The 20,484-nt window shown below is 69.6% G+C and carries 17 protein-coding genes; 11 read left to right on the plus strand and 6 right to left on the minus strand.

Features of this window, described 5'->3' with window-relative positions:
* The first annotated feature begins 27 nt into the window (after positions 1–27).
* From CEP17_RS01065 to CEP17_RS01075, 3 genes are read left to right on the plus strand one after another with little or no spacing between them, the layout of a single operon-like run.
* The gene (locus CEP17_RS01065; protein WP_112930939.1) at positions 28–2,310 is read left to right on the plus strand and encodes an MMPL family transporter; all 2,283 of its coding nucleotides are present in this window, start codon (positions 28–30) and stop codon (positions 2,308–2,310) included.
* 47 nt (positions 2,311–2,357) lie between these two features.
* Entirely contained in the window at positions 2,358–2,942 is a 585-nt protein-coding gene (locus tag CEP17_RS01070; protein WP_112930940.1) for an isochorismatase family protein, read from the plus strand.
* Entirely contained in the window at positions 2,939–3,721 is a 783-nt protein-coding gene (locus CEP17_RS01075; RefSeq protein WP_112930941.1) for a DUF2510 domain-containing protein, read from the plus strand. Before CEP17_RS01070 ends, CEP17_RS01075 begins: the two co-directional genes overlap by 4 nt.
* A gap of 29 nt (positions 3,722–3,750) precedes the next feature.
* Here the strand turns inward: CEP17_RS01075 and CEP17_RS01080 are convergent, their stop codons facing one another.
* On the minus strand, positions 3,751–4,986 hold the full coding sequence (locus tag CEP17_RS01080) for a serine/threonine-protein kinase (RefSeq protein ID WP_112930942.1): 1,236 nt from the start codon (positions 4,984–4,986) through the stop codon (positions 3,751–3,753).
* A 433-nt stretch (positions 4,987–5,419) separates the two neighbouring features.
* Here CEP17_RS01080 and CEP17_RS01085 point away from each other — a divergent pair, with 433 nt between their 5' ends.
* Positions 5,420–5,956, plus strand: coding sequence for a hypothetical protein (locus tag CEP17_RS01085; RefSeq protein WP_162722373.1), 537 nt, complete (start codon positions 5,420–5,422; stop codon positions 5,954–5,956).
* A 9-nt stretch (positions 5,957–5,965) separates the two neighbouring features.
* Here the strand turns inward: CEP17_RS01085 and CEP17_RS01090 are convergent, their stop codons facing one another.
* A complete protein-coding gene (locus CEP17_RS01090) occupies positions 5,966–6,628 on the minus strand; it encodes a fasciclin domain-containing protein (protein WP_039412417.1) in 663 nt (220 codons plus the stop codon).
* A gap of 278 nt (positions 6,629–6,906) precedes the next feature.
* Here CEP17_RS01090 and sigK point away from each other — a divergent pair, with 278 nt between their 5' ends.
* The 4 genes from sigK to CEP17_RS01110 all read left to right on the plus strand — a co-directional run bounded on the left by sigK (position 6,907) and on the right by CEP17_RS01110 (position 10,193).
* Positions 6,907–7,506 carry an ECF RNA polymerase sigma factor SigK gene (gene sigK, locus CEP17_RS01095; protein WP_039411773.1) on the plus strand — a complete coding sequence of 200 codons (600 nt, stop codon included), beginning with the start codon at positions 6,907–6,909 and terminating at the stop codon, positions 7,504–7,506.
* Complete coding sequence (locus CEP17_RS01100) at positions 7,503–8,315, plus strand: anti-sigma factor (protein ID WP_204359845.1); 813 nt, start codon at positions 7,503–7,505, stop codon at positions 8,313–8,315. The genes sigK and CEP17_RS01100 overlap by 4 nt, the downstream gene beginning before the upstream one ends.
* A gap of 33 nt (positions 8,316–8,348) precedes the next feature.
* A complete protein-coding gene (locus CEP17_RS01105) occupies positions 8,349–8,987 on the plus strand; it encodes a hypothetical protein (protein ID WP_039411775.1) in 639 nt (212 codons plus the stop codon).
* Positions 8,988–9,308: 321 nt separating this feature from the next.
* Entirely contained in the window at positions 9,309–10,193 is an 885-nt protein-coding gene (locus CEP17_RS01110; RefSeq protein WP_036318905.1) for an aminodeoxychorismate lyase, read from the plus strand.
* A gap of 83 nt (positions 10,194–10,276) precedes the next feature.
* On the opposite strand, the gene pstB is transcribed toward CEP17_RS01110, so the two are convergent.
* From pstB to CEP17_RS01130, 4 genes are all read right to left on the minus strand, one after another.
* Positions 10,277–11,056: a phosphate ABC transporter ATP-binding protein PstB gene (gene pstB / locus CEP17_RS01115; RefSeq protein ID WP_039411779.1), complete on the minus strand. Its 780-nt coding sequence runs from the start codon at positions 11,054–11,056 to the stop codon at positions 10,277–10,279.
* 15 nt (positions 11,057–11,071) lie between these two features.
* Positions 11,072–12,172: a phosphate ABC transporter permease PstA gene (gene pstA, locus CEP17_RS01120; protein WP_112930944.1), complete on the minus strand. Its 1,101-nt coding sequence runs from the start codon at positions 12,170–12,172 to the stop codon at positions 11,072–11,074.
* Entirely contained in the window at positions 12,169–13,170 is a 1,002-nt protein-coding gene (gene pstC, locus CEP17_RS01125) for a phosphate ABC transporter permease subunit PstC (protein WP_112930945.1), read from the minus strand. Before pstC ends, pstA begins: the two co-directional genes overlap by 4 nt.
* A 165-nt stretch (positions 13,171–13,335) precedes the next feature.
* Positions 13,336–14,463, minus strand: coding sequence for a phosphate ABC transporter substrate-binding protein PstS (locus CEP17_RS01130; RefSeq protein ID WP_112930946.1), 1,128 nt, complete (start codon positions 14,461–14,463; stop codon positions 13,336–13,338).
* A 184-nt stretch (positions 14,464–14,647) separates the two neighbouring features.
* Between CEP17_RS01130 and CEP17_RS01135 the strand changes: the two genes are divergently transcribed.
* From CEP17_RS01135 to CEP17_RS01145, 3 genes are read left to right on the plus strand one after another with little or no spacing between them, the layout of a single operon-like run.
* Positions 14,648–15,253: a Rho termination factor N-terminal domain-containing protein gene (locus CEP17_RS01135; protein WP_239498556.1), complete on the plus strand. Its 606-nt coding sequence runs from the start codon at positions 14,648–14,650 to the stop codon at positions 15,251–15,253.
* Position 15,254: 1 nt separating this feature from the next.
* Positions 15,255–19,184, plus strand: a complete 3,930-nt coding sequence (locus CEP17_RS01140; protein WP_112930947.1) for a Pls/PosA family non-ribosomal peptide synthetase — start codon at positions 15,255–15,257, stop codon at positions 19,182–19,184.
* The gene (locus tag CEP17_RS01145; RefSeq protein ID WP_112930948.1) at positions 19,181–20,473 is read left to right on the plus strand and encodes a M1 family metallopeptidase; all 1,293 of its coding nucleotides are present in this window, start codon (positions 19,181–19,183) and stop codon (positions 20,471–20,473) included. Before CEP17_RS01140 ends, CEP17_RS01145 begins: the two co-directional genes overlap by 4 nt.
* The last annotated feature ends 11 nt before the right edge of the window (positions 20,474–20,484 follow it).

Below are 20,484 nucleotides of genomic sequence, written 5' to 3' on the forward strand. Positions count from 1 at the left end.
CGGCTTATTACTAGATAAGCTAGCGACATGACTCGTCGCACCGACACACCCACCCGCTGGCTGCGTATCGGCATTCCCGTTCTGCTCGTCCTCATCTGGCTGGTGGGCGGCTCGATCGGTGGCCCGTACTTCGGCAAGATCGACGAAGTCGCCACCAACGATCAGTCCTCGTTCCTGCCGTCGTCGGCGGAGTCGACGCAGGTGCAGGAGCGGCTCTCGCAGTTCACCGGCGGCGACAGCATCCCGGCCGTGGTGGTCGTCACCGGTGAGGGAGCGCTGAGCGCCACCCAGCTCACCCAGATCACCGAACTCGCCGCCACGATCTCCGACGTCGAGGGCGTCGAGCAGGTCTCCCCGGCGATCCCGTCCGACGACGGCGAGGCGGTGCAGTTCTTCGTGCCGATCTCGACCTCGGGCGACGTCGGTGAGACGGTCAAGGCCGTCCGCGAGAGCATCGAGAAGAACCTCCCGACGGGCCTGGAGGCGTGGGTGACCGGGCCCGCCGGCTTCACCGCCGATCTGGTGGCCGGCTTCCTGGGCATCGACGGGATCCTGCTCGCCGTCGCACTCGGCGCCGTGTTCATCATCCTCGTCATCGTCTACCGATCGCCGCTGCTGCCGATCCTCGTGCTGCTGACCTCGACGTTCGCTCTGTGCGTCGCGCTGCTGACGGTGTGGTGGCTGGCCAAGGCCGGCATCTTCGTGCTCAACGGTCAGGTCCAAGGCATCCTCTTCATCCTCGTGATCGGCGCCGCCACGGACTACGCCCTGCTGTACACCGCACGTTTCCGCGAAGCGATCGGCACGGGTGCGCGACGGTGGGATGCCGCGGTCATGGCCTGGCGCGGCGCCTTCGAGCCGATCATCGCGTCCGGCGGCACCGTCATCGCCGGCCTGCTGTGCCTGCTCCTGAGCGACCTCGCCAGCAACCGGGCGCTCGGACCGATCGCCTCGATCGGCATCGCCTTCGCAGTGCTGTCCGCTCTCACCTTCCTGCCCGCGCTTCTCGCGATCTTCGGGCGCGCGGCGTTCTGGCCCTTCATCCCGAAGGGCGCCGACGGCGACCCGGGCGACAACGCCGAGCGTCTCGTCACCGACCCGAGCGCTCCCGTTCGCGGGTTCTGGGGTCGCCAGGCCCGTCTGGTCGCGCGCCATGCGCGGCCGGTATGGATCGTCTCGACGGTCGTGCTGCTCGCGGCATCCGTCGGCGTGCTGCAGCTGAAGGCCGATGGCGTGCCGCAGAGCGACCTGGTGCTGGGAGCCTCGCAGGCCCGCGACGGGCAGGACGTGCTCGCGCAGCACTTCGCCGCGGGATCGGGGAGCCCCGCATACATCGTCGTGCCCCAGGACCGGGTCGCGGATGCGGTCACCGTGCTCGAGAAGGCGCCCGGCATCGAGTCCGTCGCAGCGACCGCCAAAGACACCGTCTCTGGTCAGATCGGCGTCTCGGTGCAGGACGGTACGGCGGTCTACACGCTGGCCGGTCCGCCGAGCGCGACGCCGCCGCAGCCGACGGTGGTCGACGGCGACGTGCTGTTGGTCGCGACGCTGTCGGACGAGGCCGACTCGCTGGCCGCGGAGCAGACCGTACGCGACCTGCGGACGACCTTCACCAGCGAGCTCGGTGCCGATATCGCACGCGTCGGCGGACCGACCGCGATCGATCTCGACACGAACGACACGTCGATCCGCGACCGCACTCTCATCATCCCGGTGATCCTGGCTGTCATCCTCGTCATCCTCATGCTGCTGCTGCGAGCGATCGTCGCCCCGGTCATCCTGATCCTGAGCGTGATCCTGTCGTTCGGTGCCGCGCTCGGAGTCAGCGCGTTGGTCTTCGACAACCTGTTCCACTTCCCGGGAGCCGATCCGGCGGTGCCGCTGTACGGCTTCGTCTTCCTCGTGGCTCTGGGCGTCGATTACAACATCTTCCTGATGTCGCGCGTGCGGGAGGAGTCGAAACGGCACGGCACACGCCCCGGCATCCTGCGCGGACTCGTCGCGACCGGCGGCGTCATCACCTCTGCCGGGCTCGTGCTGGCCGCGACGTTCGCCGCACTCGGTGTGATCCCGATCCTCTTCCTCGCCCAGCTGGCGTTCATCGTCGCCTTCGGCGTGCTGCTCGACACCTTCGTGGTGCGCTCGCTGCTCGTGCCGGCGGCGACCTACGACCTCGGGCGGCGCATCTGGTGGCCCTCGCGCCTCGCGCGGGCCGACGTCGACGCGGTTCCGAACTCCTCCATTCCGTCGGAGGGGGCCGCGACACGCCGCTCGCGGCGGTCGAACCGGAACGACGCGCGGGAGTTGTGAACGGGCCGCGCTGACCGCCGCGGCGTCGAAGGGTTAGCCTCGGTGGTATGACCAGAGCACTGTTCATCGTCGACGTCCAGAACGACTTCACGGAGGGTGGGGCGCTCGCCGTCTCCGGTGGCGACGCGGTCGCGCGCGGGCTGACGGCATACCTGTCCGCCCACGGGAGCGAGTACGACGTCGTCATCGCCTCGCGGGACTGGCACGAGGGCCACACCGACAACGGCGGTCACTTCGCAACCGATGCGGAGCCCGACTTCGTCGACACGTGGCCGGTGCACTGCGTGGCAGACACACCGGGCGCTGACTACGACGCCGAACTGGTCACGGATGCCGTGACCCACCACGTGAAGAAAGGACAGGGCATGCCCGCCTACTCGCTGTTCGAAGGAACCACGGATGCCGGTGAGAAGGTGTCGGCGCTGCTGAGCGCCCACGGCGTGACGGAGGTCGACGTCGCGGGGCTCGCCACCGACTACTGCGTGCGCGCCTCGGCGCTCGACGCGATCGAACACGGACTTCACGTGCGCGTGCTCACCGACCTGGTCGCGGGGGTCGCGCCGGAGACCTCCGACGCCGCGCTCGCCGAGCTCGCCCACGCGGGCGCCGAGCTGGTCGGAGCGGCAGCGTGAGCGCCCCCGCCGGTTGGTACCCGGACCCCGCAGACCCCACGGCGCGCCGTTGGTGGGACGGGACGCAGTGGACCGCCCAGACCGCGCCGGCGCCGCGGTTCGGCGAGTACGCGCCGACGCCCGGAGCGCCGACCACCCCTGTCGCACCCGTCACCCCTGCTGCGCCCGTCGGGCCGCCGACTTCCTCCCCGCAGGCCGCGCCGGCGATGGGCGGCTCTGCGGCCTATCCTGCCGCACCCGCCTACGCCGGCCCGGGGGCCACCCCGCCCGTCGTCGACGTTCCGACCAGCACGGTCTGGGTGTGGTTGGCCGTCGCGGCATCCGTCCTGCCGATCCTGTCGGTCTTCCTCATCGACTGGAACGGCTACATCGCAGCCGTCGTGGCGATGTCGCGCGAGGCCTCGTCGGGGATGACCGGCGTGCCGGCGGAGCTGATGTCGTGGGAGGCGCGCACGTTGGGCATCTCCCTGATCGGGTGGGTGTTCTACGCCGCGTTCGTCGTGTTCAGCTGGCTGGACTGGCGCGAGCTGAAACGCCGCGGCGTCGTCGCCCCCTTCGGCTGGGCGTGGTCGTTCTTCGTGCTGCTCGGCCTCGGATCCGCGGTCTACATGATCGGCCGCGCCGTAGTGCTGCGCCGTCGCACCGTCGCCGGCGGCTGGGCGCCGCTGTGGACCTGGATCGCGGCGACGGTCGTCGGCTTCATCGCCTCGATCTCGCTCATCGTGTGGGTCATCGGAGAGATCGTGCAGGCGGTGTCCTTCACCGTCCAGGGCAGCTGATCACGGCATCGGACCAGGGCAGGCGGCGCTCAGCCGCCGCCCTTGCCCGGCCCGCCGCCCTTGCCACCCCCGTTGTTACCGCCGGGGCCGCCTTTGCCGTTTCCGTTGTCTTTCGGGGCCGCGGGGGTCGCGGGTGCCTTCTCAGGGTTCGAGACGGTGTTCGCATCGGTCGCGGCGGGCGTCGGGGTCGTGTCCACGACTCCCGTCGGTGAGGGATCGACGGTCGGTGCACCGGACAGTCCCGACCACGCCGCCAGCGCGACGACGATCGCAATCACCGTCGCGCCCCCGCCGACGAGGACACCCGTCCGTCGCCACCACTGTCGCTCGGTCGCTCCCGCGTGATCGAACCGTGCCGCCGCGACGGCTGCCGGCTCGGTGGGCGGCTCCGGCGTGGCGAGAACACGGGTCTCGTCGTTGCTGGTTTCGCGTGGGGGAGCGGCGAGCGTGTCGGAGATGGCCGCGGCGCTCGGGCGTGCGGCCGGGTCGCGGCTGAGCATGGCCCGCAGAAGCTCCGCCCAGAGCGGGGACAGATGATCGGGAATCGCGGGATCCTGCGCAAGCCGGGCGAGCAGCTGCGCGGCGCCCTGAGCGGAGGGGAAGGCACGTGTCCCGGTCAGCGCCTCGAGGAGGACGAGTCCGAGCGCGTAGACGTCGGATGCCGGGGCGGGCGCGTTCCCGAGCGCGACCTCGGGTGCCAGGTAGGCCGCTGTGCCGATGAGGGAGCCGGGCTGGGTGATGCGATCGGAGCCGAGCAGGTGTGCGATGCCGAAGTCGGCGAGCTTCGCCCGCGGCGGCCGGGTGGGCGCCGTGCTCGCAGCGAGCAGGATGTTCGACGGTTTGATGTCGCGGTGGACGATGCCGGCGGCGTGCACCGCGCTCAGCGCGTCGGCGAGTTCGCCGGCGATGCGGGTGACCTCGGCATCCGTCATCGGACCGTCCGCCAGCCGCGCCGACAGCGACGGGCCGTCGATGCGTTCCATCACGAGATAGCGCGGGCCGGGGCCGGTCAGGCGCGCATCGTGCAGAACGACCAGGTGGGGGTGGGTGAGCGCGGCTAGCGCGGCGGTCTCTGCGCGCACCCGCTGCCCGGCATCGAGGTCGTCGTCCGTCGCCGTGATGATCTTGATCGCCACGGTGCGGCCGAGCAGGAGGTCGCGGGCCGCGTAGACGCGGGACATACCGCCGGTGCCGATGAGCGCGTCGACGCGGTAACGGTCGTCGAGCACCGTCCCGGCATCGATGCCCCCTGTCTGATCGTCCACGCTTCGAGGGTAGTCGGGCGATGGATGCCGTGGTGCTGCGCGCTTGCTAGGCTGATCCCGCCCCTATAGCTCAGTTGGTTAGAGCAACGGACTTCAAACAGAACACAATGGAGCGCCAGCGTAGAAATGCGCTGGATGACCGCCGCTATATGCTGGGACGCCCTGAGAGCCCGAGGTACTCGTCGGATGTGTGTCATCCGACAGTGACAATCTGAGGGATTGGGTAATCAGCAGGTAACCGCAAGGGAACCTCAGAGACTACACGCGGCGCACCTGACCGGTCAGGCCGAAGGTGAAGATATAGTCCAGACTGCAAGCCGGCCGCCCGGTGGCGGGGGAAACCTCGTGCAGCAGGTTAATCCGTGGGTCCAGGGTTCGAGTCCCTGTGGGGGCACCACGACTCGATGTCCGACGGTGGTTGTAGACCATCGTCATGACGTCGCGAGAAGTCCTCAGTTCAGGTACTGCCAAAGAGTGCGGCACGTGTCACGAGACGAAGTCGCTCACGGAGTTCAATCGCAAGCGGCGGCGTCCGGATGGCCTTCAGGAGACGTGCCGCGAATGCAACCGCGCGTCTTCGCGGCGTTACTACGCGGCGAATCGTGAACGACATGTGCGCGTTGTCGTCGCTCGCACGGCGAGGCGTCGGATCGAGGCGAAAGAGCATCTGCTCGCCTACCTGCGTTCTCATCCGTGCGTGGACTGCGGGATCGGCGACATTCGGGTTCTCGATTTCGACCACAGGCCCCAGAGCTCCAAGCGCAAGGACGTCATGCAGCTGGTCAAAGAGGGATTCAGTATCCGGATCATTCAGGACGACGTCGACAAGTGCGATGTGAGGTGCCGTAACTGCCACGCGATCGCCACCCTCGAAAGGGCACCGCAGAACTGGCGTTCGCGTGCGGAACGACACGGACGACGCGACGAGGCCGCCGGCGCGCAGTGCGCCGGCGGCCTCGACCGGGGGTGATCGAAACGATCAGTTGGTGGGCATGAGCACCGAGTCGATCAGGTACACCGTGGCGTTGGCGGTCTGAACGCCACCGCAGATGACGTTGGCGCCGTTGACCATCAGCTTGTCGCCCGAGCCGGTGACGGTGACGTCGCCGCCCTCAACGGTCTTGTGGGTGCCGACGATCTCCGACGGCGAGAGCTGGCCGGGGACCACGTGGTAGGTGAGGATCTTGGTCAGCGCGGCGCTGTCGGTCTTCAGCGAGTCGATCGTGGCGGCGTCGATCTTCGCGAACGCGTCATCGACCGGCGCGAAGACGGTGAACTGGCTGCCGTTGAGCGTGTCGACGAGGTTGACGTCGGGGTTCAGCTGGCCGCTCACCGCGGCGACGAGCGTCTTCAGCAGCGGGTTGTTCGAGGCGGCCGTGGCGACCGGCGCCTGCGACATGCCCTCGACCGAGCCGGCGCCGGACGGAACGGCCTCGGCGTAGGCGGCGCAACCCGGGCCGACGAGGTTGGCGGCGGGGTCCATGGTGGTCGGGGACGGCGTCATCGCCTGCGTCTCTTCGCTCATCGCGGGGGGCGTAGTCGCCGAGGTCGACGACGAACCCATCGAACATGCCGACAGGGCGAAAGCGCCGGCGAGGGTGAGCGTCAGAGCGGCAGTGATCTTCTTCGTCTTGCTGAGCATGATGTCCTCCATGTGAGCGGAATGGTTAGTCCTGCCGAGCCGCGTGGTGCGGTCTCGACAGGTCCTTCGGAGCCCGAGAGATATCGGATGGGAGAAAGTTTGGATCCGTCCTATCTGCTCCGAGATCAATCCGATCCTTCGCCGTCCCCGAACCACGTTCAGAGGCCGGCGAGGGGCTCGCGGGTCCGCACCCGCTGCGGGGACCAGCGCGCTTAGCAGACGACGGGTTTCCGCGCCACCCGCGCGCGGGCTGCACGACATAAGGACGGTGATACGGCATGCTGAGAGAGATGGTCATCGACGGTGTGGACGTACCCGAGGATTCGCCGGCACGCGATCACGCCGGGGAGCTTCTGGTGCGCATCGCCGCTGGCGACCGTGCCGCGTTCGGACAGCTCTACGACATGCTCGCGCCGCGCGCGTTCGGACTCATCCTGAGGGTGCTGGTCAACCGTGCGCTCAGCGAAGAAGTGCTTCAGGACGTGTTTCTCGAGGTCTGGCAATCCGCTTCGGGCTTCGCTCCGAACAAAGGTCAGGGACGGTCCTGGGTCCTCACCATCGCCCACCGTCGCGCCGTCGATCGGGTGCGTTCCACCCGCGCCAGCACGGAGCGCGACGAGAAGGCGGGTCTGCGCGAACTGAACAGCGGCCAGGACAGCGTCGACGACCAGGTCGCCCTGCGTATTGAAAGCAGGCGCGTCGCCCGGGCGATGGACGCGCTCCCGGATGCACAGCGCGAAGCACTGCTGCTGTCATACGTCGGGGGATATTCTCAGAGCGAGATCGCCGCACTGGTGGGATCGCCCCTGGGGACGATCAAAACAAGGATGCGCGACGGCTTGTCGCGCCTGAGGCAGGAGATGGGGGTGACGTCATGAACGACCGCGAGAGCCGAGACATCGGAGCCGACGAGTTCGCCGAACTCTCGGCAGGACACGCGCTGAACGCGTTGTCGATCGACGACGAGCGCGCCTATCGGGCTGCCCTGGCCGCACACGCCGAGTGGGATGGGATTGCCCGCCTCGACGCCGCCACCGTCGACGCGTTGGCCGACGGCATTCCGCCCGTCGCTCCGCCGCTCGACCTCCGCTCACGGCTGATGCGCGCGATCGACGCCGAGGCGCCGTCGCCGGAGGCGGATGCCGCGGCATCCGCCGATACAGGCGAGAACCACGCCGAGGCCGATGCGGTTGCTCCGCCGACAGAGGTCGTGCAGGCCGTGCAGCGTCGGAACTGGACCCGAGGCCTCTTTGCCCTCGTCGCCTCGGTCGCGCTGCTCGTCGCGATTGGATGGGGCACGGGAGCGGTGACGAACCTGTGGCGCACCCCGGCCGCCGTGACCGCACTGGAGCAGATCCAGTCGGCGCCCGACGCCTCGTCGGCTCAGGTGAGCTTCCAGGGTGGCGAAGCCACGGCCCACTGGTCGTCCAGCGTCGGCAAAGTGGTGCTTGTCGCCGACGGCTTGCCCGAGCTTCCGAGCGATCGCACTTTCGAGCTATGGTTCGTGCGCGGCAGCCAGCCGATCGCGGCAGGAACCTTCGACGCCTCCGGCTCGGCGGCGACGGCCGAGCTCAGCGGAAAGATGGAGCCCGGCGACACGATCGCCGTGACGATCGAGCAGGCCGGCGGCTCTCCCGACGGCAACCCGACGACGAAGCCCATCATCGCCATCCCGACCAACGCCTGAGCCCGCCGCGTCGGCCGCCGGTAGCCTGGAAGGATGAGCGACGAGCCCCGGGACTACCACCGTCCCGTCCACCGTCCCGCCGACACGTTCGACCGTCGCTTCGGCTCCACCGATCCGGCCGACGTGTCGCGGATCGCGCACGCGACGGCATCCGCTCTGATCACCCGGGTGCGGGATGAGCCCACGGACGCCATCGTTGAGCGGCTCATCACATTCACCGACGCCCACGGCCTCGAGACGGTTGCGGAGCTGTGGTCGCACTCGCCGGCCAAGTCGCTTCCGGGCACGCTGTGGCGCCTCTACCTGCTGCAGCTGATGGTGCGTGATGACGCCGCAACCGCCGCCCTGCTCTACGAGCGGGGGAGAGCAGTGCTGCGCTCGGTCGACGACGTCGTCGCGGGAGCTCCGACACCCGCGGGGCCGGAAGAGCTGATGACCCTCGTCGATGAGATCTTGCGCGGGGTGTTCACCGGCGACTTCGCCGTCGCGCTCGACCGCGCGGCCTCGTTCTGCCGCGTGGAGGCCGCCGGCGCCGCCGATCTTGCCGACGACTACGACGAGACCGAACCGCAGCGCGCGAGTACCTTCACCACCCGGGCGCTGCGTCTGGACACCTACGCGGGCGATCTCACGGCGTGCGCCGGGCTGTGGCGGCGCGACGCGCTGACCTGACCGGGCGCGGGGCGCGGGACGCGGGGCGTTTCGACTCGCTGCGCTCGCTCAACGACCGGGACGGTCGCGTGGCCCCGGTCGTCGAGCGAGGAGCGCAGTGACCGGGGGCGGGCGCGTCACCCGGTCGTTGAGCGAGGAGCGCAGCGACGAGTCGAAACGCAGCGCGAGTGCGGCCGGGCAGAGAAGTGCCGGGCCGCAGAACGCCTCTCGGCGCGAGGCCGCTCGGAGCGGCGAAAGATGGAGCCCGGGGTTACTGCGGCCCGGCTGTTCCAGTGTAACGGACCGTCCCTTCGGGCTATTCCCGCGGTCTAGGCTCGGGGCATGGCCTGGCACTTCGCGTTGATGATCGACCCCGCCGACAGCGGTGATTCCCGCAACGATTTCGCGGCGACGTTCACCGAAGTCGACCCGGCGGCTCCAGCACTGACGGTCGGCGAGCTCAGCACTCAGCGCGGCGACGGCATCTTCGAATCGATCGGCGTCGTCGACGGTCACGCCCAGGAGGTCGAAGCCCACCTGTCGCGTCTCGCGCATTCGGCGGGGCTGTGCGACCTGCCGCATCCCCACCTTGAGCAGTGGCGTCAGGCGGTCGCCCTGGCCGCCGCCGCGTGCGGCGCAGGCGAGGCGGTCATCAAGCTCATCCTGAGTCGGGGCATCGAGCACGGTCCGACGCCCACCGCGTGGGTGACTGCGGCGCCGGCCGCTGATTTCTCGGCCGCACGCTCGCGCGGCATCCGCGTGGTGACCCTCGATCGCGGGTATGCGCTCGACACGCCCGCCCGAGCGCCGTGGCTGCTGCTGGGGGCGAAGACGCTGTCGTACGCCGTGAACATGGCGGCTCTGCGCGAGGCGCACCGCCGCGGCGCGGACGACGCGATCTTCACGACGAGCGACGCCTTCGTGCTCGAAGCGCCGACCGCGTCGCTGATCCTGCGCCGCGGCACCACCTTCGTCACGCCGGCGCCGAACGCCGGCATCCTGCACGGGACCACGCAGCTGAGCCTGTTCGAACACCTCGAGGCGCGAGGGTTCGAGACCGCCTACGAGACGATTCCCGTCTCCGAACTGCACACGGCCGATGCGGCATGGCTGGTCTCCAGCGTGCGCCTCGCCGCTCCGATCACGGCGATCGACGAGCGCGAGCTCGAGATGGATGCCGCTCTCACGGCATCCATGAACGACTACCTGCTCAGCCCGCGCGACTGACCGCGGCCCACGGGCCGCGTGCGCCGCATCCCCCCGGCAGGACCGATGCCGAACTGCAAGGCGTCTCCGCGGGGAAGGGGGGATCAGCCGAAGCGGCCGGAGACGTAGTCCTCGGTCGCCTGAACGGACGGGGCCGTGAAAATGGTGTCGGTGTTGTCGTACTCGATGAGCTTGCCGGGCTTGCCGGTACCGGCGATGTTGAAGAACGCCGTCTTGTCGGACACACGCGAGGCCTGCTGCATGTTGTGGGTGACGATGACGATCGTGTAGTCGGTCTTCAGCTCCTGGATGAGCTCCTCGATCGCGAAGGTCGAGATCGGGTCCAGGGCCGAGCACGGCTCGTCCATCAGCAGCACGTCGGGGGAGACCGCGATCGCGCGCGCGATGCACAGACGCTGCTGCTGACCGCCCGACAGGCCCGCACCGGGCTTGTCGAGACGGTCCTTGACCTCGTTCCACAGGTTCGCGCCCTGCAGCGAGCGCTCGACGAGGGCGTCGGCGTCGCTCTTGGAGATGCGCTTGTTGTTGAGCTTGACGCCCGCCAGCACGTTCTCCTTGATCGACATCGTCGGGAACGGGTTGGGGCGCTGGAACACCATGCCCACGTGGCGACGCACGAGCACCGGATCGACACCGGCGCCGTAGAGGTCGTCGCCGTCGACGAGGACCTTGCCCTCGACGTGGGCGCCCGGGATGACCTCGTGCATGCGGTTGAGCGTGCGGAGGAACGTGGACTTTCCGCAGCCGGACGGCCCGATGAACGCCGTCACGGCGCGGGGCTCGATGTCCATGGAGACGCCCTCCACGGCGAGGAAATCGCCGTAGTAGACGTTGAGGTTTTCGACTTCGATGCGCTTGGACACAGGGGCCTTCCTTGCTTAGCGTGCCTTCGGCGCGAAGACCATCGCGACGATCCGGGCGATCAGGTTGAAGATGACGACGAGGATGACCAGCAGCAGCGCCGCGCCCCAGGCCTGGGCCTGAGAGGCGTCGATGTCCTGCCCCGGGAAACTGTAGGCCGTGTAGGCCATGACCGGCAGGGTCTGCATCGCACCGTTGAACGGGTCGGAGTTGAAGTTGTCGGTGAAGCTCGCGGCGATGAAGATCGGCGCGGTCTCGCCGATGACACGGGCCACGGCGAGGACGACGCCGGTGATGATGCCGCTGGCAGCGGTACGCAGCACGACCTTGATGATCGTGATCGAGCGCGGCACCCCGAGAGCGAACGACGCCTCCCGGAGGTCGGCCGGCACCAGGCGCAGCATCTCCTCGGTGGAGCGGATCACGATCGGGATCATGAGCACCGACAGGGCGATGGATGCCGAGAAGCCGCTGAACGCCTTGGGGCCGACGATCAGGGCGAAGAGCGAGAAGGCGAACAGACCGGCGACGATCGAGGGAATGCCCGTCATCACGTCGACCAGGAACGTGATCGTGCGCCGCAGAGGGTTCTTCGGCTGCGCGTACTCGACGAGGTAGACCGCCGCGAGGATGCCGATCGGCACCGAGATCAGCGCCGCGATCCCCGTGATGATCAGCGTTCCGACGATGGCCTGCAGCGCGCCGGGGGTCGAGACGACGGCCAGGGTGTTGGGGTCGAACGCCGTCCCGCCCACCTTGGTGATGAAGTCCCACGACATGACGCCCATGCCCTTGGAGAACACGGTCCACAGCGTCGAGATGAGCGGTGCCACGGCCAGGACGAAGGCCACGGTGACCAGGCCGCGCACGACGCGGTCGGTCGACTTGCGCCTGCCTTCGACGATCGCGGAGAAGACGCCGATGGCGATCAGGTAGACGATCGCGCTGAGGATCAGCCAGGTGGCGACGTTGAAGCCGCCGAGCACGAGCTGGAGGGCGGCGATGACGGCGAGCGAGACGACGAGGACGATGGGCTCGATGAACCGCGGCAGCTGACCGCTGGTGAGCGACAGGGGCGGCGTGGACGACGTGGCCACGGGGGTGGTGAGCTCGCTCACGAGCGCTTTCCTCTCTTGCGGCCCTTCGCGCCGGGACCTGTGGCCGCGATGATGTAGCGGGCCAGCATGTTCACGGCGAGGGAGACCACGAACAGCATCAGACCGGTGCCGATCAGTGCGGAGCGCTGCAGGTCGGTGGCGATCGGGAAGTTGAGCGCGATGTTCGCGGCGATCGTCTGCGAGTTGTAGCCGTCGGTGAGCAGAGCCACCGAGAAGATGAGGCTCGGCGAGACGATCAGGGCGATCGCCATCGTCTCGCCCAATGCACGGCCGAGGCCGAGCAGCGTCGCCGAAACCATGCCGCTGCGGGCGTAGGGGAGCACCGCCAGGCGCACCATCTCCCAGCGCGTCGCACCGAGAGCGAGGGCTGCTTCCTCGTGCAGACGCGGCGTCTGCAGGAAGATCTCGCGAGTGATCGATGTCACGATCGGCAGGATCATCACGGCCAGGACCACGCCACCGGCGAGCATCGTCGAGCCGGTGCTCGACACCGGTCCTTGGAACAGCGGGATCCAGCCGAAGTACTGGTTGAGGAAGTCGGCGAGCGGCAGCAGCAGCGGGCGCATCACGATGATGCCCCAGAGGCCGAAGACGATGGAGGGTACGGCGGCCAGCAGATCGATGATGTAGCCGAGGAAGCCGGCGATGCGTCGCGGCGCGTAGTGCGAGATGAACAGGGCGATGCCGATCGCGACAGGCGTGCCGAGGACCATGGCGATCAGCGCCGCCCAGATGCTTCCCCACAGCAGCGGTGCGACATAGTCCCAGAAGCTCGACCAGTTGGAGTTCTGGTATCCGGCAAGGTCGCCCTGCGACCAGTTGGCCGTGATGGCCGGAAGCCCCTTGAGGATGAGGAAGATCGCGACGCCCGCGAGGATGATCATGATCGACACGGCGGCCGTGGTCGACAGACCCAGGAACACCGAGTCGCCGGCGCGCCGCTTACCGACGATGTTGGATGCCGGCTTGTGCACGGGTGCGGTCTTGACGTCAGCCACGACGAGCCCCCGGGTCGGGCAGGGTCATGTGTTCTCCTCGGGTCGGGATCGCAGAGTCCGGGTGTGTGTCCGACTCAGCAGGACCGTCGATCGCGGATCGACGAGCCTGCTCAGCCAGGTCCGGTCTGCGCAGCGTAGCCGCGCAGACCGGACCGGGACGAGGTGTTACTTGATCGCGGAGAGCGTCTTCGCGGCGGCGGCGAGGACGGACTCCGGCAGCGGCGCGGAGCCGGCGTTCTTCTCGGCGACCGACTGGCCGAGCGAGCTGGTGACGAAGCCGAGGTACGACTTCACGAGCTCAGCCTGCTTGGCGTCCTTGAAGGTCGAGCAGACGACCGCGTAGGAGACCAGCGGGATCGGGTAGGCGTCAGCGGTCAGCTTGGTGTAGTCGAACTTCTTCGACAGGTCACCGGCGACACCGTTGGAGGCGTCGACTGCGGCCACGTCGAAGGTCTTCGAGACGGCCTCGCCGCTGAAGGCGACGGCGTTGCCGTTGGTGACGATCGAGGCCGCGTTGAGCGAACCGATCGCGGAGTGGTCGGCGTAGCCGATGGTGCCCGAGCCCGCCTTGACGGCCTCGACGACGCCCGAGCCGCCCTTCTGCTTGGAGACGTTGCCCTGAACCGGCCAGTCCTTGCCCGCCGGGAAGGTCCACACCGACGACTGGGTCGCGGCGAGGTAGTTGGTGAAGTTCTGGGTCGTGCCGGAGCCGTCCGAACGGGCGACCGTGGTGATCGCGCCGGCGGGCAGAGCCGTGCCGTTGTCCTTGGTGATGGCCGGGTCGGACCAGTCGGTGATCTGCAGGGCGAAGATCTTGGCGATCGTCTCACCGCTGAGCTTCAGCGAGGTGACACCCGGGATGTTGAAGATGATCGCGACACCGTCGAGGTAGATCGGGATGTTGATGCCGCCCTCGGTGCACAGCGCCTTCGACTGCGCCGTCTGGTCGGCGTTGAGGGGCGAGTCCGAACCGGCGAAGTCGTAGGCGCCGCTCAGGAAGTTGGTCACGCCGCCGCCGGAGCCCTGCGACTTGTCGTAGTTGATCTTCACGTTCTTGGCGGTCGCGTTGTACGCGGTCGTCCATGCCTGCTGGGCGTTGGACTGCGCGCTGGATCCGCCGGCGGTGATGGTGCCGCTGAGGCTGGGGTCGATCTGGAAGGCGACATCCGAGCTGGTGGCGGTCGGGCTCGCGCTCTCGGCCGGCGTGTTGCTGCCGGACGACGCGCAGCCCGTGAGGGCGAGGGCGGCGACGGCCGCGATGGCGCCCAGCTGGGAGATACGGGTGAGCTTCACTGTGAATCCTTCACGTTGTGTGGGAAATGCGGGCCCGGTGCAGGGCACGCCCCGACGCTAGACAGCCACTCTTACCGGCCGGCGGTGCAGAGGTGAACGAGAGGTTAACGATCTCGAGCGATCGCGTGCGGCGCGGTGGCAACGGTTCGCCGTTGGTTCACATGACACCCCTACGATGTCGGCCATGGGTACGACGAGCAAGAGCGAACGCGCCGCGCGCAGCGCCATCACCGACGCTTCCGCGGCGGCCAAGACGGCGGCCAAGACGGCGAAGAACCTTCCGAAGAAGCTGGCCGCCGGCCTCGAGGAGTACATCGACGAGGCGCGTGACGCCGCCGACGTATCGAAGAAGAAGCTGCGCCGCAAACCCCGGAAGGTCACCCGTCAGGCGGAGCGGGCGCTCCAGCGGCTCGAACGAGCGGTCGCCAAGGCCGTCGCCGCCGCGGATCGCAAGGCGCGGCTGCGTGCCGAGGCGCGCCGTGCGGCCCAGGAGGCGGAGAGTTCCGCTGCGCGCGCAGCGGCGGAGGCAGCCGAGGCGAAGGCGCTCAAGAAGGCCGCACGCCGCGCGGAGGCCGCTGCCGCGCGCGCCGAGCTCGACGCGCATGCGGCCGATGAGGCGCTCGCCGCCGAGCTCGCCGCCCCCGCGGACACGGGCGCGCCGCAGCCCACGGATGACGACGCGGACCTGAGCGCCCTCACCGTCGTGCAGCTGCGCGAACGTGCGCGCTCCGCCGGCCGAACGGGCTACTCACGCCTGACGAAGGCGCAGCTGATCGAACTGCTCTCCTGACGTGGACGATTCACCCCGGGCGCTCCTCGGTCGCGCGGAGGCTGCGGCCCCGGCCCGCACGCTGCTGGACGTGTTGCGTGCCACGGCGCGCGCGTTTCCCGAAGCCTCCGCGATCGACGACGGTTCGGGCGCCCTGAGCTATCGCGAGATGCTGGCGCGGGTGGGCGCGACCGCGGCGCGCCTGCATGAAGCGGGCGTTCGACGCGGCGATCGCGTCGGGGTGCGGATGCCGTCGGGTTCGAAAGAGCTGTACATCGCGATCCTCGGCGTCCTCGCCGCCGGTGCGGCGTACGTGCCCGTCGACGCGGATGACCCCGACGAGCGTGCGCGGCTGGTCTTCGGAGAGGCTGCCGTGCGCGGCGTCATCACCGGCACGGGCACGTACGCCCCGGCATCCGAAGAAGCCGCCGTGGCGAATGATCTCTTCGACGGTGAGGCGCCTCACCCCGCGACACAGGCGGTCGTGGCGGTGCCGCCGCCGAACGTCGACGACGACGCCTGGATCATCTTCACGTCCGGCTCCACGGGCGTGCCCAAGGGCGTTGCCGTCACCCACCGCGCGGCGGCCGCCTTCGTGGATGCCGAGGCTCGTCTGTTCGTTCCCCATGCGCCGCTCGGACCCGAGGACCGCGTGCTCGCCGGACTGTCCGTGGCCTTCGACGCCTCATGCGAGGAGATGTGGCTCGCGTGGCGTCACGGTGCGTGTCTCGTTCCGGCGCCGCGGTCGCTGGTGCGCTCCGGCGAGGATCTCGCCCCGTGGTTGCTGCGCCAGAGCATCACTGTCGTGTCCACGGTGCCCACGCTGGCCGCGATGTGGCCGGCGGAATCCATCGAGAACGTGCGCCTGCTCATCTTCGGCGGCGAGGCCTGCCCGCCCGAGCTCGCGGCCCGCCTCGTCGCAGAGGGGCGCGAGGTGTGGAACACGTACGGTCCGACCGAGGCGACGGTCGTGGCATGCGCCGCCCCGCTCGACGGGGCGCTGCCGATTCGCATCGGCCTGCCGCTGGACGGGTGGCTGCTCGCGGTGGTCGACGGTGACGGGCAGCCGGTCGGCGAGGGGGGCGTCGGCGAGCTGATCATCGGCGGTGTGGGGCTGGCACGTTACCTCGATCCCGCGAAGGATGCCGAGAAGTACGCCCCGTTCCCGACGCTCGGCTGGGACCGCGCCTACCGTTCCGGCGACCTCGTCCGCTTCGAGCCGGAGGGGCTCGTGTTCCAGGGCCGCGCCGACGACCAGGTGAAGGTCGGCGGGCGACGTATCGAGCTCGGCGAGGTCGAGGCCGCTCTGCAGGACCTGCCGGGCGTCACCGGCGCCGCGGCGGCCGTTCGCACCACCGAGGCCGGGGTGCCGGTGCTCGTCGGCTACCTCGCGGCGCCCGCGGATTTCGATCGTCTCGCGGCGCGGGCGGATCTGGCCGCGCGGCTGCCGGCTCCCATGGTGCCCCTGCTGGCCGTCGTCGACGACCTGCCCGTGCGCACGTCGGGCAAGGTCGACCGTGCGGCCCTGCCCTGGCCGTTGCCGAACGTCGAGCTTCCGGCATCCGATCTCTCGCCGGGGGAGGCATGGCTGGCCCAGCAGTGGCAGGCCGTGCTCGGCATGCCGGTCATCGATCGCAAGGCCGACTTCTTCGACCTCGGCGGCGGATCGTTGGCCGCGGCGCAGCTGGTGTCACGCATCCGCACGCGCGTGCCCGAGTTCTCCGTCGCCGACATCTACGACGTGCCCCGGCTGGGGGCGATGGCCAAAGCCCTCGGCACCGGTCTGCAGGAGGATGCCGCTGCCGGCTTCCACCGCCCCGAACCGACGCCGCGGCGGGTCCAGTGGGCGCAGACGTTGCTCGGCGTGCCGCTGTTCATCCTCTCCGGCATCCGCTGGATGCTCTACCTGCTCATCGCCTCGGCCGTCTTGCGGCTCTTTCCCGGCTTCGACGTCTTGCCCGAAGCGCCGCTCGTCATCGTCGTGGTCGGGCTGCTCGTGTTCGCAACGCCGTTCGGACGCATGGCGATCGCGGCGGCATGTGCCCGACTGCTGTTGCGCGGCGTGCGACCGGGCGACTATCCGCGCGGCGGTTGGGTGCATATCCGGTTGTGGCTGGCTGAGCAGATCGCCGACCAGGTGGATGCCGTGGGCCTCGCCGGAGCGCCGTGGGTGAGCTATTACGCCCGCGCCCTCGGGGCGCGCATCGGCACGGGCGTCGACCTGCACGCCCTGCCGCCCATCACCGGGATGCTCGAGATCGGAGACGGCGCCGCCATCGAGCCCGAGGTCGATCTGTCGGGGTACTGGATCGATGGTGACGTCGTGCGCATCGGTGCCATCCGCATCGGCGCCGGCGCCACCGTGGGTTCGCGCAGCACGCTCGCTCCCGGCACCCGGATCGGCCGCCGCGCCGAGATCGCACCCGGGTCGGCGGTGTTCGGACGGGTGCGAGCCGACCAGACGTGGGCGGGCTCTCCCGCGGTGCGCGTGGGTGGCACATCCGCGCAGTGGCCCGTCGAGCGGGCCCCCGCTCCCACCCGCTGGCTCTGGGCATACGCCGCCTCCGCGATCGCTCTGGCACTCCTGCCGCTGGTGGCGTTCGCTGCGGGCGCGCTCGTCGTCGCCCGCGGCATCCAGGGTGCGGCGTCGCTCCTCGAGGCGCTGGGCGGGGCGCTGGTGTGGCTTGTTCCCGGTGTGCTGGTCGCGGGTGTCGTCTTCGCCGGTGTCGTCGTCGTGACGGTTCGCGTGCTGTCGATCGGGCTGGACGAGGGCGTGCACCCGGTACGCAGCCGCGTCGGCTGGCAGGCATGGACGATCGAGCGCCTGCTGGACTCGGCGCGAACGATCCTGTTCCCGCTGTACTCGAGCCTGTTCACGCCCGTATGGCTGCGCCTGCTCGGCGCGCAGGTCGGCCGCGATGTCGAAGCCTCCACCGTGCTGCTACTCCCGTCGCTGACGCGCATCGAAGACGGTGCGTTCCTCGCCGACGACACCATGGTCGCGTCGTACGAGCTGCACGGCGGCTGGATGCGCCTCGGCCCGGTGCGCATCGGCAAGCGCGCCTTCCTCGGCAACTCCGGCATGGCCGCGCCCGGACACCGCGTTCCCCGGGACGGGCTGGTCGCGGTGCTCTCGGCTGCGCCGGCGAAGGCCAAACCGGGCTCATCCTGGCTGGGCTCGCCCGCCGTGCGTCTTCGGCGACGCACCGCCGAGGGCGACGAGACGCGCACGTATCAGCCGTCGGCGCGCCTGCGCGTCGCTCGCGCGCTATGGGAGCTGGGACGCGTCGTGCCGGTCGTCGTCACCTGTGCGTTGGGCGTGCTCGTCGTCTTCGCCCTGGCAGCGCTGATCGACGCCGTCGGTCTCGGCGGTGCGATCCTGCTCTCGGGCATCGTCATGCTGGCCGCGGGCGCCGTCGCCGCCGGGGTCTCGACAGCGGCGAAGTGGCTGATCGTCGGCCCCATCCGTGCCGGCGAGCAGCCGCTGTGGTCGAGCTTCGTCTGGCGCACCGAGGTGTCCGACACCTTCACCGAGATGGTCGCTGCTCCCTGGTTCGCGCGCGCCGCCGCCGGGACGCCGGCCCTCGCGGTCTGGCTGCGGTCGCTGGGCTCGACCATCGGGCGCGGCGTCTGGTGCGACAGCTACTGGTTGCCGGAGCCCGACCTCGTCACCCTGGGCGACGGGTCGACGGTCAACCGGGGATGCGTTGTGCAGACGCACCTGTTCCATGATCGAATCATGAGCATGGACACCGTCGAACTCGAGGCCGGGGCCACCCTCGGGCCCCACAGTGTCATTCTGCCGGCGGCGAGCATCGGCGCGCATGCGACCGTGGGCCCGGCATCCCTGGTGATGCGCGGCGAGACGGTGCCCGTCGGCTCGCGCTGGAGCGGAAACCCCATCGGACCCTGGCACGCGGTCAAGGTGCGCGCCTACCAGTCGACCTCGTGAGCGGGCATGACCCGTACGCGCCCGAGAGCGGCGACCCGTCGTTCGACGTCGACTCCTACGACGTGGAGATCGACTATCGCGTGCGCACCAATCGTCTCGAGGGGCGAACGACGATCAACGCCGTGGCGGCGACCGCGGTGTCGGCCGTGAGCGTCGATCTCGTGGGCCTGCGTGCGACGAAGGTGCGCGTCGACGGAGACCGGCGCACCCGCTTCTCGCAGGGACCGCGCAAGCTGCGCATCACCCTCCCGCATCGCATGCAGCCGGGGGAGCGGTTCTCGATCGAGATCGTCTACGCCGGCGCGCCGGCACCGCGTCGGTCCCGCTGGGGCACGATCGGCTGGGAGGAGCTCGAGGACGGCGCGCTCGTCGCGTCGCAGCCGACGGGCGCGCCCACCTGGTTCCCGTGCAACGACCGCCCGGACGCGCGCGCGCCGATGCAGCTGTCGGTGACGACGGATGCCGGGTACCTCCCGGTCCTCACCGGTCGCCCCACCGGAATGTCGACGGCCGGCGGACGCACCACGGTGACCTCGGCGTCCGCCGTGCCGGTGGCGACCTATCTGGTCGCCGTGCACGTCGGCCCGTACGAGCAGAGCGCCCTGGACGGCGCCGACGGCGTCCGGGTCTTCGCCCCCGCGACCCTCCGCCGTGAGGTGGCGCGGGCCTTCGCCGACGTTCCGGCCATGCTCGCTCTGTTCGAGGAGTCGTTCGGCGCCTACCCGCAGGAGGCGTGCACACTCGTCGTGACGCCGGACGAGCTCGAGATCCCTCTCGAAGCGCAGGGGCTCGCCGTTTTCGGCAGCAACCACCTCGTCCCGGACGAGCAACGGCTGATCGCCCACGAGCTCGCTCACCAGTGGTTCGGCAACAGCGTCGGTTTGAGCAGCTGGTCGGACATCTGGCTCAATGAGGGCTTCGCGTGCTTCGCCGAGTGGCTGTGGTTCGAGCGTTCCGGGGCTGCGACGGTGGCCGAGAAGGCGGCGAAGCATCACGCGCGCCTGCGCGCGCTGCCGCAAGATCTCGTCCTCTCCGATCCCGGGCCCGACCTGATGTTCGACGACCGCGTCTACAAGCGCGGTGCTCTCACCCTGTATGCCCTGCGATGCGCCGTCGGTGACGCCGTCTTCTCGCGCGTTCTGCATGAGTGGGTCGAGACCTACCGGCACGCCCTCGCGACCACCGACGAGTTCCGCGCTCTGGCCGCCCGTATCGCCGGGCGCGACCTCGACGACGTCTTCGCGCCGTGGCTCGACCAGACGGCGCTGCCCCCGCTTCCGCGACCGTAGCGCCGGCCGGG

The sequence above is a fragment of the Microbacterium sp. PM5 genome, from assembly GCF_003293595.1.
Classification (GTDB): Bacteria; Actinomycetota; Actinomycetes; order Actinomycetales; family Microbacteriaceae; genus Microbacterium.